At 65.8% G+C, this 15,189-nt stretch carries 8 protein-coding genes and 1 pseudogene; 3 read left to right on the top strand and 6 right to left on the bottom strand.

Translation table 11 applies throughout. From position 1 onward, the window contains the following. The first annotated feature begins 20 nt into the window (after positions 1 to 20). Together R3355_RS17815 and R3355_RS17810 are read left to right on the top strand one after the other, a co-directional pair. Positions 21 to 1,142, top strand: a complete 1,122-nt coding sequence (locus R3355_RS17815) for a GGDEF domain-containing protein (RefSeq protein ID WP_318962407.1) — start codon at positions 21 to 23, stop codon at positions 1,140 to 1,142. 161 nt (positions 1,143 to 1,303) lie between these two features. After that, positions 1,304 to 2,428, top strand: coding sequence for a GGDEF domain-containing protein (locus tag R3355_RS17810; RefSeq protein WP_318962406.1), 1,125 nt, complete (start codon positions 1,304 to 1,306; stop codon positions 2,426 to 2,428). Positions 2,429 to 2,603: 175 nt separating this feature from the next. On the opposite strand, the gene R3355_RS24435 is transcribed toward R3355_RS17810, so the two are convergent. From R3355_RS24435 to pbpC, 4 genes and pseudogenes are all read right to left on the bottom strand, one after another. Beyond that, a complete protein-coding gene (locus R3355_RS24435) occupies positions 2,604 to 3,332 on the bottom strand; it encodes a methyl-accepting chemotaxis protein (RefSeq protein ID WP_413243535.1) in 729 nt (242 codons plus the stop codon). Positions 3,333 to 3,470: 138 nt separating this feature from the next. Beyond that, positions 3,471 to 4,490, bottom strand: a pseudogene (locus tag R3355_RS24430) (cache domain-containing protein); the annotation flags it as partial. Positions 4,491 to 4,666: 176 nt separating this feature from the next. Continuing rightward, a complete protein-coding gene (locus R3355_RS17800) occupies positions 4,667 to 6,490 on the bottom strand; it encodes a diguanylate cyclase (protein ID WP_318962403.1) in 1,824 nt (607 codons plus the stop codon). A 96-nt stretch (positions 6,491 to 6,586) separates the two neighbouring features. Then, positions 6,587 to 8,938: a peptidoglycan glycosyltransferase PbpC gene (gene pbpC / locus R3355_RS17795; protein ID WP_318962402.1), complete on the bottom strand. Its 2,352-nt coding sequence runs from the start codon at positions 8,936 to 8,938 to the stop codon at positions 6,587 to 6,589. A gap of 180 nt (positions 8,939 to 9,118) precedes the next feature. Here pbpC and R3355_RS17790 point away from each other — a divergent pair, with 180 nt between their 5' ends. Continuing rightward, a complete protein-coding gene (locus R3355_RS17790) occupies positions 9,119 to 9,412 on the top strand; it encodes a hypothetical protein (protein WP_318962401.1) in 294 nt (97 codons plus the stop codon). Positions 9,413 to 9,487: 75 nt separating this feature from the next. On the opposite strand, the gene R3355_RS17785 is transcribed toward R3355_RS17790, so the two are convergent. Continuing rightward, on the bottom strand, positions 9,488 to 14,392 hold the full coding sequence (locus R3355_RS17785; RefSeq protein ID WP_318962400.1) for an alpha-2-macroglobulin: 4,905 nt from the start codon (positions 14,390 to 14,392) through the stop codon (positions 9,488 to 9,490). 146 nt (positions 14,393 to 14,538) lie between these two features. Then, positions 14,539 to 15,003 (bottom strand): YbaK/EbsC family protein, encoded by a 465-nt coding sequence (locus R3355_RS17780; RefSeq protein WP_318962399.1) that lies wholly within the window; start codon positions 15,001 to 15,003, stop codon positions 14,539 to 14,541. Between the last annotated feature and the right edge of the window lie 186 nt (positions 15,004 to 15,189).

The raw sequence follows: 15,189 nt of genomic DNA, 5'->3' as shown, positions 1-15,189 counted from the left end.
AGTTTTTGTGATCACACACTATGAGCAACGCCAACGTACCGCGCGACCCGCAGACCTTCGTGCTCTGGCGCGAAGCCCAGGACACACGAGTACGCACGCGCCTGGGCGGTATCTATTACCTGCTGGCGTGGTTGCTGACCTGGCTGTTCAGCGACAGCCCGGCTGAGCTGCTGGCCTGGGGCCTGGCCGGGGTCGCCTTGTTCGCCCTGCTGCTCGCGCTGCGCCTGCTCCATCGCCTGCCCGCAGAAGAGACGCCGCACACGCTGCGCATCTGGCTCGACCGCCATTGGGGCTTGGTCCTGCTGACCGCGCTGGTCTGGGGCCTGGTGCATGCCTGGGCCCTCGCCGACCCGGCATTCGCCGGTTCCTGGCTGATCGCCACCCTCAGCACCATCGCCTTCAGCACGGCGATGGCCTTCAACTTCTCGATGCGCAAGAGTCGCGCCATCGTCGCCCTGCTCCTGCTCTATCTACCTGGCCTGGGCGCACTGGCCGTGGATTGGCGCGAACAACAGGCGATCCTGATCACCCTGGCCTTCTACCTGAGCTACCTGGTCCTGGCGCTCAACCGCAGCCACCGCGAGTATCACAACACCCTGGCGCTCGAACTCAAGCTACTGGAACAACAGCAACGCCTGGAACAACTCAGCTGTACCGACAGCCTGACCCAACTGGGCAACCGCTATCAGTTCAACAACCTGTTTCCGGTGATGGTCGCCAGTGCCCAACGCCAGAGCGAGCCGATGTCACTGGTGCTGCTGGATATCGACTTCTTCAAGCGGATCAACGACCAGCATGGCCATGCCTGCGGCGACGCCTGCCTCAGCGCCTTCGCCGAACGCATGCGCCAAGTATTCCGCCGCGGCAGCGATGCCCTGCTGCGCCTGGGCGGCGAGGAGTTCGGCGTACTGATGCCCAATACCACCCTGGAACAAGCCTGCCTGCTGGCCGAGAGCTTTCGCCTGGAACTGACCCGACAAGGCTTCGACGTGCAGGGCAACAGCCTGCCCCTGACCGCCAGCCTCGGCGTCGGCTGCTTCGACCCGCAGCGCGACGCCAATGCCGAAGCCTTCTTCAAGCGCGTCGACGCTGCGCTCTACCAGGCCAAGGGTGCAGGCCGCAATTGCCTGGTCCGGGCCTGACGATGCCCGGCTTGTTGCGGCGCCACTTCCGCTCACTTTCCGCACCATAAATGCCGGCTGGTCATCGACCGTGTTGCCCGGCGCAGCGGCCAGCGTGCCGGAAAAGGCAAATGGCCATCGTTCGGCTAGGCTGAAACTGTACCTTTGCGAGTACGGCGCCGATGAAGTCTGAGCCTGTGGCCCCCAGCACCTGCCTCAGCTTGTGGCGGGAGGCAAGCGACACCCATGTCCGCTCCAGGTTTGCCGGCTATTACTACCTGCTCACCTGGGGTCTGCTCTGGTTCAGCAGCAGCCACCCCTGGGACAACCTCTGGGCGTGGGGCGGGGGCAGCCTGTTGTTGCTGGTGTTCTTCGCCCTGCGCAGCCGCCATCGCCCATCCGCAGAGCTCGACTCGGCGCAACTGCAACGCTGGCTGGATATGCACTGGCTCGTCATCCTGCTCCAGTCGATGACCTGGGGCCTGATGCTGGCGACCCTCCAGTTGCACCCCGAGATAGCCGCCTCGCACCTGCTGACCATGCTCAGCGCGGTGGTATTCGCCACTGCCCTGGCGTTTACCTACCCCATGCGCATGGGCCGTTGCACGCTGGCCATCCTGCTGACCTACCTGCCCAGTACTGCGGTCAAGTTCCACCTGGGCATCGGCGATATCGGCGAATCCGTGGCGCTGGTGGGCTACCTGGGCTATCTGGGTCTGGTCCTCTATCGCTGGAACCGCGAGTACCGCATCGGCCTCGAACGCGAGCTGCGCCTACTGCTGCACGGCGAACAGCTGGACCGGCTGAGTCGCACCGACGCCCTGACCGAGCTGGGTAATCGCTATCAGTTCAACGCCCTGCTGCCCGCCTGGCTGGCCAACGCGCGCCGACAAAACAGCCAGCTGACCCTGGTTCTGCTGGATATCGATCACTTCAAGAAGGTCAACGACCAATACGGCCACCGCACCGGCGACCTCTGCCTGCAGGCCTTCGCCGAACGCATGCGCCTGGTGTTCCGCCGCGACAGCGATATCCTGCTGCGCCTGGGTGGCGAGGAGTTCGCCGTGCTGATGCCCAATACCACCCTGGAACAGGCCATCCCGCTGGCCGAACGCTTTCGCGCGTCGCTGGCCGAGGTCCCCCTGCACGTACAGGCGCAAGTGCAGGAGCTGCCGCTGACCTGCAGCCTCGGCATCGGTCACTTCCTGCCACTCTGCGACGACTCGGCGGAAACCTTCTACAAACGGGTCGACGACGCCCTCTACAGGGCCAAGGCCAGAGGTCGCAATCGGCTCGAACTGGCCTGATAAGCTGTAAAACCTCACGCCTACTGCGGCGACGCTGTTCACTTGAGCCAGGTGAGCAGCATTCTTTTGTAACCCGGATTGATGCTCTCGCTAGGGCGCTCGATATGCTCACAACCTCTGACGTCTGCGGTGACGTTCGCCATGGACACAACCACCTACAGCCTCCTAGAGCCTCCTAGAGTCTGAAATTGCCCATCTGCCGGGCCAGGTCATCGGCCAGGCCACTCAGGGTCCGACAGTCCTCGCGACAACTGCGCACCTCGCCGGCGGTGGCTTGCGCCAGGTCGGCGATGCCCTGGACGTTACGGTTGATTTCCTCGGTCACCGCCGACTGTTCCTCGGTCGCCGCCGCCACCTGGGTATTCATGTCACTGATCTTTTCCACCTGCGCGGTGATGGCGCCAAGCGACTGGCCGGTGCGCTGGCTGGCGACAACGCCGGTGCCGGTGGCCGTCTGCCCGGCATGCATCGAACTGACCGCGGTGTCTGCGCCCTGCTTGAGGCGCTGGATCATCTGGCGGATCTCATCGGTCGAGCTCTGGGTACGGCTGGCCAGGGTGCGCACTTCGTCGGCGACCACGGCGAAGCCGCGGCCCATCTCCCCGGCGCGCGCCGCCTCGATGGCGGCATTCAGCGCCAGCAGGTTGGTCTGCTCGGAAATGCCGCGGATCACCGCCAGCACCTGGTCGATGGAGGCCACCTGTTGCGCCAACTCGCCCACCGCCGCCGTCGCACTGCCGATCTCGGCGGACATCTGCTCGATATGCTCGATCGATTGGCCGACCACCTGACGCGCCTGCTGCGCCTCGTCACGCGCGCTGTGCGAAGCCTGTGCGGCGCTGCTCGCGTTACCGGCGATCTCCTGCACGGTCAAGCCCATTTCATGCACCGCAGTGGCGACCATGTCGGTCATCTCCTGCTGCTGGCCAGCCCGCCCGGCGGTGTTCTCGACCACCTGGGCAACCTGGCCGACCGCGCTGCGCAGGCGCTCGCTGGTGGCCAGTACGTCGCCGATCAGGCTGCGCTGACTGCCGATAAAGCGGTTGAACCCGCGCGCCAGATCGCCCAGTTCATCGGCCCGCGACTCGTCCAGCCGACGGGTCAGGTCGCCGCCACCGCCACCGATTTCCACCAACGCGCTGGTGACCTGGCGAATCGGCCGTACCAGGCCGCGTGCCAGCAGCACCACCAGGCCGAGGAACAGCAAGGCCACCCCCATGCCAATCAAACTGGTAATAAGTAGCGCCTGGCGCGCTTCGGCGTAGATCTCCGCCTCCGGCACCTCGCTGACCAGCAGCCAGTCGAGGCTGGCGAGCTTTTGCGCGACGGCCAGATAGGTTTGCCCATCGCGCTCGAAACGCACCGCTGTGCTGGTGTTGCCAAGCAGTTCCTGCGCCGGGCCGTCGCCAAACAACTCGCGCAGATCTGCGCTGCCGTTCAGCTCGGCCTGCGGGTGAATCTTGACCGCGCCCTGGCCATCGACCAGGAACACCTGGCCCTGGGCGCCGAAACGAAAGTCGCCGATCATCTTCGACATGGCCTCCAGGCTGTAACCCAGCCCGGAAACGCCCAAGGTCTGGCCATCGCGCTCAATCCGCTGATTGATGAACAAGGTCGGCTGGCGGGTGGTCTTGTCGATATCGATTTCCAGCACCCGGTCGCGGTTGCTGTCGACCAGCGAGTAGAACCACTGGTTTTCCGCCTGGTTGCGCTCAAGCGTGCGCAGCAGCCCGTCGCCGGTGGTGTAGGTGCCGCTGTGCAGCGCGACAATCGAGGTGGTCAGGGCATTCTGCTGGGCGCGCACGCCTTCCAGATAGCGGGCGAACTCGCCGCGCCGGGCGCCGTCCTCCCCCGCCGCCAGCCAATCCTGAACCAGACTGTTTTCGGCGATCCCGGCATTCGCGGTAATCGGCGCAGCCAGCACCCGTTCCAGATCGTTACGGATCGACAGCACCCGGGCCGGCAACGCCTCCTCGACCAGATAGCGCTCGGTCAGACGATTGACCAGCGCCGAATAGATGCCCACTACGATCAGGATGCTGGCGAGCAACGCCGCGCCCATACTGAGGATCAATTGCCATTGAACGCTACGCTGCCAGAGGTGCATGGAAAGCCTGCCGTGGTTATTGTTGTGAGTAGCCGGATAAATTGAATACAGCATTGTGCACAATATTTAAGATTGTGACAGCCATTAACAACTCTCGAGCACTCGCAACGACAGCCGGACGAGCAGCCAACTCACGACGAATACAGCACCACCCCCTGCTTGCCACTGCGTTTGCGCTGATACATGGCCTGATCGGCCTGACGCATCAGGGTTTCGATATCTGGCTCGATACCATCGCTGAAACTGATGCCGATGCTCGCGCCAACGCTGACACTCTGATCCTGCAGCGCCACCGGTAAACTGATGACGTGCAACAGGCGTTCCGCCAGTCCCAGGACTTCCTGGCGATCAAGGATGCCTTCGCTGAGCAGAATGAATTCATCGCCGCCCAGTCGGGCGACCAGATCGCTACCCCGGGCAAACGCCTGTAGCCGCTCGGCAACTTCGATCAGTACCCGATCCCCGGCCGCATGCCCCCATTCGTCGTTGATGTCCTTGAAGCCATCCAGGTCGATCAACACCAGCGCCAGCAACTCGCCGCGCCGCCTGGTGCGCAACATGGCCTGCTGCATATGGCTGGCCAGGGCAGTCCGGTTGCCCAGCCCGGTCAGTGGATCCTGCATGGCCTGCGCTTCCAGCCGGGCATTGGCTTCGGCCAGCGCTTCGGTGCGTTCGGCAACCCGCTGTTCCAGTACCTTTTCCTGCTGTAGCGCGGCAGCCAGCGCCTGCTTCTGCGCCTCTGCCTGGAGCCGCTTGAGTTGATTGAAGCGCGCCGCCAGACCCAGCGAGAGCAGCAACATCTCCATGGCCGAACCAATCTGCATGGCGTTGACGGTGACGAAGTTGGACGGGATCAGGCCGAAGTTACGCAGCGCCAACAGGGTGCCGCCAATCAGCAGCGCCAGCCAGGCCAGCACGAAGATCCGCGCCCCCGGTACTCGCCTGGCTACACAAATCAACCCGGTGACCATCAGCACCACAGTGGTGATCAAGCCGACGATGGACATCAACTGCAGCGCTCGTTGCCCCTCGATCGCCAGCGTGGCCAGGGTCGCCAGCGCCGCCAGACCGGCCCACACACACAGGTAACGGTCGAGCCTCGGCGTGCGCCGTGCGGTAGACAAAAACGCCTGGGCAAACAGCACCCCAAGGGTAGCGACCAGACTCAGAGAAAGGGGCAACAGCCGATTGCCCAGCGCGCCCAGATTGGGCCACAGGTACTGGGCGCCCAAGCCATTGATGGCCAGTGCGCCAACCCCGAAACTGGCGACAAAACACACATACAAAATGATCGAGCGCTCGCGCAACACCGCGAACAGCAACAGGTTATAGCTGCCCAAGGCCAGCAACGCGCCGAAATACAGGGCCAGCACCACATAGCCCTTCTGACTGTGTTGCTGGAAGTCCGCCGCCGGCCATAACTGGCTACCCAGGGTCAGACTGCCCTCGGAGTGAGCGCGAATGAACAGCCTGCGCTGTTCGCCGGGCGCCAGGCGCAGGGCGAACAGCGGATTGCGGTGACCGATGCTGCGCTCGCCGTAGGCCAGGGTGTCGCCGGAATGCTGAACCTGCATGCCATCCGCGCCGATGCTGTAGAGGCTGACCCGGTCGAGCGAGGAGTAGCTCATCTCGATCAGCCAATCGCTGAGTTCGTCTGCCGTGGAGACCAGGTCGAAGCTCAACCAGAGATGATCATGGGTATAGCCGAAATTCAGATCGCGGCGCTCACTGGCCGGACGAAACTGCTCGGTCTGCTGGCGAACCTGCTCGATCTGCAGGCTGCCCGCCGGATCGCGCAGATAGCGGATGTAGGGCTGCAAATCGATGGCCGACCGGCTGCCATCGACCCGCAACACCTGCGGCTCGGCAGCCGCCATGGGGCCGACCAGCACCAGCATGCAAGCCAGCAGACGCAGGCAGGCCAAGAGACCAGCAATCGCGAACTTATCCGGCAAAGCCAACCCCCCATAGCAACAGGCCCTTAGTAGCATCGTGCCAGCCCATGGAGATTGAAGATAGTTCAGCAGCGCGGCGGACGCATCAGACAACGCCTACTCACCCACACTGAACTCCAGGCGCGCGGTCTGGCCGCTCTGGTCCAGCACGCTGAGCTGGTAGCGGCCAGTGCGGCTGAAGGCGTGGTTGAAGTCGGCTTCGGCCGCGGTCTCGCCCAGCGGCTGGCCATTGACGAACCACCAGCGCCGGCCCGCACCACCGAGGGCGGAAAGACGCAGACGCAACGGTTCGGCACTGCCCGCCGGGCGGCGCAGGCGGTCGCCCTGGCTCACCCCGACAATCGACAGCGGTGCGACCAGCGCTGTCCCGTGTGGCGGGCAAGCCGGGTCGCTGGCCGGCAAGCGCGCGCTGCGCCGTTCGACCCGCGGCAGCCAGGGTTCCAGGGCGGCCGGCCACAGCAGCAACTCGTGTGGCTCGGCCCCCGGACAGTTGGCCGCGACCCGCAGACCCGCCGCGCTCAGCCACAGTGGTTCGCGCAGACCCAAGCCGAGCGGCTGATCCAGCGCCTGCAGGGTCGGCGGCGTGGTGCCGTGCAGGGTCCAGGCGAAGCGCTGACGCCGGCAGTTGGGATCGGCCTTGGCCAGTGGCTGGCCCAGCGGCCAGCAGATCGCCGCCACGCCTACCGCTGCCGGTTGTGGATCGGCCGGCACACCGAGGCCGCGCTGGCTGTCGCGATTGCTGAGCAGGTCGTGCACTTGCAGCAACAAGGGCGCGGCCGAGGCCAGGCCGAACTGACCGGGCACCGGGGTGCCGTCCGGGCGACCGATCCAGATGCCGATGACATGTCGCGGCGCCACGCCGATCGCCCAGGCATCGCGAAAGCCGTAGCTGGTGCCGGTCTTCCAGGCCAGGCTCGGGCGTTGCACCAGCTGCGCCCGCGGGTCGCGGTCCGGCCGCGCCTGGCCACTGAGAATCCGCCGCACGATCCAGGCCGCTCCGGGCGACAGCAGGCGTCGCTCCAGCAGCCCATCCTCGGGCTGGAAACGCAGGCGCGCAGCGCGGCCGCCACGGGCGAAGGCGCTGTAGCCGCCGACCAGCTGCTCCAGGCGACTGCCGGCGCCGCCGAGAATCAGCGCCAGGTTCGGCTCGGCCAGCGGCGGCAAGGCCAGCGGCACGCCGGCGCTGCGCAGCTCACCGGCGAAGCGTTTCGGCCCGTAGGCTTCCAGCAGTTGCACCGCCGGCAGGTTGAGCGAACGGGCCAGCGCCTCGCTGGCCGACACCGCGCCGCTGAAACCGGCGGCAAAGTTGCCCGGACGATAGTCACCGTAACGGCGCGGCACGTCCTGCAGCAGGGACTCGGAATGGATCAGGCCGGCGTCCAGCGCCATGCCGTAAAGGAAAGGTTTGAGGGTCGAACCGGGCGAGCGTACGGCACTGATCATGTCGACGTGGCCGAAGCGCTTGCCATCGCCGATATCCACCGAGCCGAGGTAGGCGCGCACCGCCATGCTCGGCTGTTCGACCACCAGGATCGCCGCCGAAGTGCGCTCCGGCAGGCGCGCGCGCCAGCCCAGCAACAGCTCTTCCAGGCGCCGTTGCAAGGCGGCATCGACAGTGGTGCGGATCAGCGGCGGGCTGCCGGGGGTGTTCAGCCGCCGCGCCAGCAAGGGCGCCAGACGCGGCTCCTGGCGCGGGGCGAGCAGCACCGGCTCCTGCAGCGCATCCGCGATCGCCGCGTGCGGCCATACCTCGAAACTCGCCAAGCGCTTGAGCACCTTGTCCCGTGCCGGCTGGGCGCGCTCGGGATGACGATCCGGGCGCAAGCGGCTGGGCGCCTGCGGCAGCACCGCGAGCAAGGCCGCCTCGGCACGGGTCAGATTGGCCGGCGACTTGCCCAGGTAACTCCAACTGGCAGCGGCAACGCCTTGCAAGGTGCCGCCGAACGGCGCGCGATTGAGGTAGAGGCCGAGAATCTCATCCTTGGACAGGTGCCACTCCAACTGCAGCGTACGCCACAGCTGCTTGAGCTTGCCGGCGTAACTGCGCGCATGCGGATCGAGCAGGCGCGCCACCTGCATCGACAGGGTGCTGCCGCCGGAGAGCACACGCCCACCCCTGAGGTTTTGCCAAGCCGCGCGGCCCAGCGCCAACGGGTTGACCCCGGGGTGCTGATAGAACCAGCGATCCTCGTAGGTCAGCAATGCCTCCAGATAATAGGGCGAAACCTCGTCAGGGCTGACCGGGTAGCGCCACACGCCGTCCTGATCGGCGAAACGCCACAACGGCGTGCCGTCCTCGGCCAGCACTACCCGGGCCAGATCGTCCCCCGGCAGCGGCAAGGGGAACAGCCGATCGGCCGCAAGCAGCACCAGCGCCAGGCACAGGGGCGCAACCAGCCATGGACGGCGCAGTACAGGCCATAGTCCGGCGCCTCGCTCGCTCGGCATAAACACAGGAAACTCCTTGTATAGTGACTCCAGCGACAGCCCTTGTAGCCCGCATGCAATCGGCAAATGGCGGGAACCCAACGCAGCCATCAAACGCCCAATAGGCCAGCGATAGCGCAAAATGACAGGCACACTGGCGCCCAGTAGCAATTACACCAGACGAACTGGAACAGAAAAAATATGAGTGTTGAAGGTTTTTTTGAATCCCTCGGCCAGGCTTTCGGCGCGGTCATCCGCTTTATCGTCGAAGGCCTGAGCGGGTTCCTCGGCATATTTGGCGATGCGTTCGGCGGCTTTATCGATGGCATGTCCAAGGCGCTCGGCATTACTCCGTCACTGCTCGGCGTGGTCGTGCTGGTAATTGGCCTGCTGCTGCTCTACGCCGCCGTGCGCGCCTTCTTGCGCCGCTCGATCATCGCCGGATTGATCTGGTTGTTTTTCGGCCTGTGGCTACTCGGCGGGCTGATTAGCTAGCCCTGCCATTTCTCCGACTTGCATCCAGGCTACCAGCGCCAACCGTAGCCCGGATGCAATCCGGGAAGCTTTATATCAGCGCTCCTCGACCACCATCCGCCCCGGCGTTTCGCCCAGCGCCTGCCAGTTTGGCCGGTACATCGACTCCACCTGCGGAGGCGGCACGCGGTAGCTGCCAGGGGTGACGGCGCGGGCCAGGTAGAGCAGGTGACTGGTACCGTAGGCGCTGACATCCAGGGCCGCGACATAGCGGTCGCCGCGGAATTCCTGGTGCTTGATGCGGGCATTGGCCATCGACTTCTGCCATTCCTGCACCGCGCTGCTGGCGTCCTCCAGGCTGGCGGCGCTTTGCGCGAGGTTCTGGTTCTCCAGCTCCAGGCCGGCGGGCAGCAGATCGACGACCAGGGCATCCGGCACCCGCTGCCTGGCCGCCACGGCCAGATGCACCAGCACCAGCTCGCCACTTTTCAGGGCAGCGAGATCCAGCGGCTGGCCGTCCATGCCCAGGTACTCGCGGTGGATGCTCAGGTTCTCGCCGCCTGCCAGCGGCGCCTTGGTCGGGTAGCCGGACAGGGTCAGCTGCTGATACAGCGGTACGTCGCCCGGATTACTCAGGGTCATGGGCGCGTCCAGTTGGCTGGCGTCCAGTTTGAGGCCGGATTGGGCATTGTTCAGCTCAAATTCGAAGCTGCCGCTACGCAGTCCTGCGCGCCAGTTCGGCTCCGGTTTGCCGAGCAGATTGCGCCCGGCCAGGTACAGCGCATTGCGCTCCTGGGTCGACAACCACTGCTGACCGGCCACTTCGTCGGCCAAGGCGAACAGCCGTTCTTCGCGGTGGCCGGCGGCCAGGTCATGTTCCTCCAGCAACGCCAGGATCAGCGCCTGATCGCGCAACGGGCTGCCATAGTCGGCCAGCCAGTTGTCGCGCTCGCGGCTGCGCGCCAGGCCGGCGGCCAGGGCATCGTCGGCACGTGGCTGATCGCCCATCTTCTGCAAGGCCACGGCCAGGTGTACCAGGGGCAAACCGGACAGTGCATCGGCACGGCGCTCATACAGGCTGCGCAAGGCGCCGAGCGGTGCCTGTTGGCTGCGCGCCAGCACATAACCGGCATACGCCTGCACGGCGAAACGGCTGTGGTTGGCATTGTCGCTGTAGTCGACCTCGATCAGGTTGCGCTCCTGCACATAGCGCAGCAGCCGCTCGCTGGCCTTTTTCAGCGCCTCGGCCGGCACGCCGAAACCCTGCTCGCGGGCGCGCAGGAGGAAGTCGGTGACGTAGGCGCTCAACCAGTATTCTTCGTCGCCGTCCGCGCCCCACAAGCCGAAACTGCCGTTATGCCGCTGCATGCTCAGCAGGCGCTCGATGCCCAGCTCGATGGCGCGCCGGCGTTGCTCATCCGGTTCGCCCTCCAGGCCAAGACGCTGGAGGGTCACCGCATCGGCATACAGCGACGGATACAGGCCGCTGGTGGTCTGTTCCAGGCAACCATAGGGATAAGCCTTGAGCGCGCGGATCTGCTCGCCGAGGTTGAGCGGCGGCCGGCTGGAGATCGCCAGGCGCGCCTCCAGACCGGCCGACTCGAAAGCCTCCAGGGTGCCGGCAGGCAGGCTCCAGGCCTGATCCTTGAGCACCGTACGGAAGTGTTGCAGCTGCGCCGGATAGGCCGGACGCACCCCCAGGGTCCACTCACGACTGAGCGGTGGCAGGTCTTCACCGGGCAGTTCCAGCCCCTGCACCTCGACCTTGAAACGGCCCTGACCGTAACCGCCGAGGGCACGCACCGGGATGCGCAGGATGCGGCGCTCGCCAGCGGCCAGGCCGAGGGTGCGCGTGGTGTCAGCAGCGTTGCTCAGGCTCAGTTGCCCTGCAGCACTGAGCTGCACATCGAGTTGCTGAGCCTGGCCGGACAGGTTGCTCAGATCCAGGGCCAGGCTGGTTTCGTCGCCACCGGCAAGGAAGCGCGGCGCCGACAATTCGGCAATCAGCGGCGCGGCCACCAGGGTCTTGCCCTCGGCCATGCCATAGCGCTCGTCGCTCCAGGCTTGCGCCATCAGGCGCAGCTCGCCGTTGAAATCGGGGATGTCCAGGCTGACTTCGCCCTCGCCCTGCTCATTGAGCCGCAGCGGCTGGCTCTGCAACGCGACGATCAGCACGCTGGTATCCGGGCGCTTGCCACCGCCGGCCAGGGCCGCATCGCCACCGAAGGCCAGCTTGGCCACGCGGCCCTGACCGGCTTCGATCAGTTGGCCATAGACGTCCAGCTGATCGGCGCCGTAGGCCTTGCGCCCGAACAGGCTGGCGAACGGGTCGGGCGTGGCGTAATCGGTGATATTGAGGATGCCGACGTCCACCGCGGCGACCAGCACCTGGACATTTTCCGCCACGCTGCCGTCGGCATTGCGCGCCTGCACCTTGATCTTGAGCGGCTGGTTCGGACGAATTTTTTCCGCTGCGTGCAGGCTCAGCGCCAGCTGGCGCGGCGCGCGCTGCAGCGGCAGATGGAGCAGGCCGACCGCGCGTTTGGGCGTGGCATTGCTCTTGCGCTCGCCGGGGCGGATCACCAGGGCGCTGACGTACAGGTCGTGCCGCGCCCAGTCCCTGGCAATCGGAATATCGAAGACCTTGCCTTCGGCCGGCACCTCGATGGCCTGCCACCATAGCGGCCCGTCGCTGGACTCGACCAGCAGATAACCGCTGCCGGCGGCTGGCGGGGCGACAGTCACCCTGGCGGTTTCACCGTCGACATAGGCCGGTTTATCCAGCGCCAGCTTGACCTGATCCGGGCGCACCGCGCCGCCGTCGGCGTTGTCCTGCCAGCGGTAGCCGGCCCAGAAACGCAGGCTGCTGAGCAAACCGGTCTGCGCATCGATCACCTCGACGCGATACGGCCCCCACTCCACCGGGAAGCTGATCTTGGCCGTGCCGCCAGCGGCGACCTTGAGGGTTTCTTCGTTGAGGGTGAGGAATTTCTCGTTGTAGTTATGGCTCCAGCCGTCGCTGGTGGAGAAGTTCCAGTAGTAGTCGCGGCGCTCGCGCACCAGGCGCACGGTCAGTTGCTCGGCGGCCAGCTTGTTGCCGGCGGCATCGGCCAGCAGCACCTCGAATTCGGCCAGGCTGTCGGCATCGACCTGCTCGCCGTCGAACAGCCCGCGCACCCCTGGCAAACGTTCTGCCGGCCAGACCGGCTGGACCAGCCGACGGGTGATCGGCCGGCCGCCGGATTCCTGCAAACTGGCCTGCAGGATCAGTTTCAATGGCGACTTGGCCTGCGCCCAGCGGCTGTCGATGGCGAGGCTGGCCTGGCCCTGCGGATCCAGGCTGACTTCGTCCAGTTCGATGTCCTGGCTCAACTCCTCCTCGGTGACCGAACCGAACTGATAGCCCGGCAGGCTGGCCAGCGCCTCGCGCAGTGGGCGCACGTAGAGCTGGCCGCTGAGGCGGTTGCCGGCGGCTGGTGCACCATACAGGTAGCGGCCCGTCACCTCGAAACGCGCGCTGTCGCCTGGTTTGAACGGTACTTCGCTACCCTTGAGCTCCAGGGCCAGGCGTTCGGGGAGGAAGTCCTCGACCGAGAATTCATACAGTTGCGGCTTGCCGTCGCCGAGGTCGAACAGCAGTTGCCAGCGCCCGGTCGGCGCCTCCTCGGCCAGTGGCAACTGGTATTGGTAGAGGCCGGAGGCATCGGCCTGCCAGACGAACTTGCGGCTGACCTGCTCGTCCGGCCGACGCACCTCGACGTTCACCGGCTGGGCCTCGAGCGCGCGGCCGTCGGTATCGCGCAGCAGGGCGTTGAGCAGCACGGTTTCGCCGGGGCGATAGAGGTCGCGCGGGCCGAACACGAAGAATTGCAGCGGATGGGCCTGGGGCCCGGCGATATCGAACTCGGCCAGGTCCAGTGCCGGACCGTTCAGGCGCAGCAAACTGGTCTGCTCGCCCAGATGCGCCAGCAGCACCTCGGCCTTGGCCGGCAGCACCAGCTCGGCATGCCCGGCGTTGTCGGTTTTACCCTCTGCCAGCACCTGACCCTTGCCATCGAGCAATTCCAGCTCGACCGCGGCCAGGGCCGCACCGCCGGCCAGGGCCTGGGTGAACACGTCCAGGCGCTGGCGGTAGCGGTGCGCGGACAGGCCGATGTCGCTCAGGGTGAACAGCGTGGCCGGCTGCGAATAGCCGTAGCTGCCCGCTGCGCGCATCACCGCCAGATACACCCCGGGCTGCTGCAATGGTTCGAGGCCGGCGATCGGCAGCAGCAGGGTTTCGCGGGTGTTGCGCGCCGGCTCGAGGTCGAAGCGGCCGCCGTACACCAGCTCGGCCATCGGCAGCAGTCGTTGCGCCTCCCAGGTGTCGAGGTTGCTGCTGCGCCCCCACTGACCGAGGAAACGCGGCAACGCCTGCGGTTTGATGCGGAAGAATTCGACGTTGACCTGGTCGACGTTCAGCGCGATCACCGGCAGGCCCTCGGCCAGGCGGGTCGGCAGCAACGAGCCGCGGCTGGCGAAGCCGACGCTGGGCTGCAGGTCGCGAGTCTGCACACGACTGACATGCTCGCCAGCCAATTGCTTGCCGGTCAGCGCCTGCAGCCCGGCATCCACCGTCAGCACCAGCTTGCGCCTGGGCTGCAGATGGCGCAGGCGCAGCTCCATCAGGTTGTCGCTCAGTTCCCAGGCGCCGTCGACCTTGCCGCTCTTGCTGTCGACCAGGTGCAGGCGTTCGGCGAACGGCTGCTGCGGTTCGAGCGGCACGGAAAAGCTTACGGACAGCGCGCTGGCGCCCTCCAGTTGCACTTCGGAGACGTCCACCACGCTCAGCTCGCGCCCGGCATAACGCGCGGCCAACGCCGCGCGGTCGCTGACCGGTTTGCCCGGCTCGCTGCTGGCAACGGTGGCGGTCGGCTTGACTTTGGCGGGTTCGGGGGTGGAGGAATCACAGGCGCTGAGCAGGCTCAGGACAAGTGCCAGAAGCAGTCCTTTGTTCGGCATTGCAGGCTCCAACGAAATGACGGGTACACAGGCCAGTCACTATAGTCGAGCGCCTGCGGAGCGACGAGGCCGGCACGGCAAAAGCACCGAATCGCGCACAACCCGCCCCGCCACCGCGTCAGCGAGGTAGGCAACCGGCAACCGGCTCAATAACAGAGGTCGCAGACCTCGGCGTTGGGTGCCAGTTTGAAGAACTCGTCGACCGGCATGTGCACCAGGCTTTCGTGATCGCCGGCTTCCAGGTAGATGTCCTGCTGACGGGCCAGCATCGGATCGATCAGCATCTCGAGACCGTAGACCTCGCCCAGCGCCGGCACCGCGCCGCGCTCGCAATCCTTGAACAGGTTGGCCAGCGTCTGCTCGCCGCTGAGTTGCCAGCGCCGCGGACCCTTGCGCACCTTGCTCAGATCCAATTGTCGATTGGCCGGCAGCACGGCCATCAGGTAGTGCCCGCGACGATCATCGAGGATCACCGACTTGGCCATGTGCGAGGGTGCGATGCCAGCCTTGCGCGCCGACTCCAGACTGGTCGCCGAGTGCTCATGCTCGACCAGATCGAACTGACAGTGCGCCCGTTGCAGACTGCGCGCCAGGGTTTGCGCCACTTGCATGCCCCACCTCCTCGACCGCCTTGTACGCGGTCATTGCTCAACAGACTCATGCTCAAGTTTAGCGGCCCGATCTCCACGCTGCGCTCGGGCTAAGAAACGCTTGCTGCTATGACGCCTCGGACTTAGTCGAAAATGCACTATCGGGCCCGCCCCCGCGTGCTCCGTGCCTATAATCGCGCTTTTCCG

Source organism: Pseudomonas sp. (assembly GCF_033723075.1).
In the GTDB taxonomy this organism is placed as follows: Bacteria; Pseudomonadota; Gammaproteobacteria; order Pseudomonadales; family Pseudomonadaceae; genus Aquipseudomonas.
The sequence above is the reverse complement of the archived record's forward strand: the minus strand, read 5'-3'. Positions and strand labels throughout refer to the sequence as shown.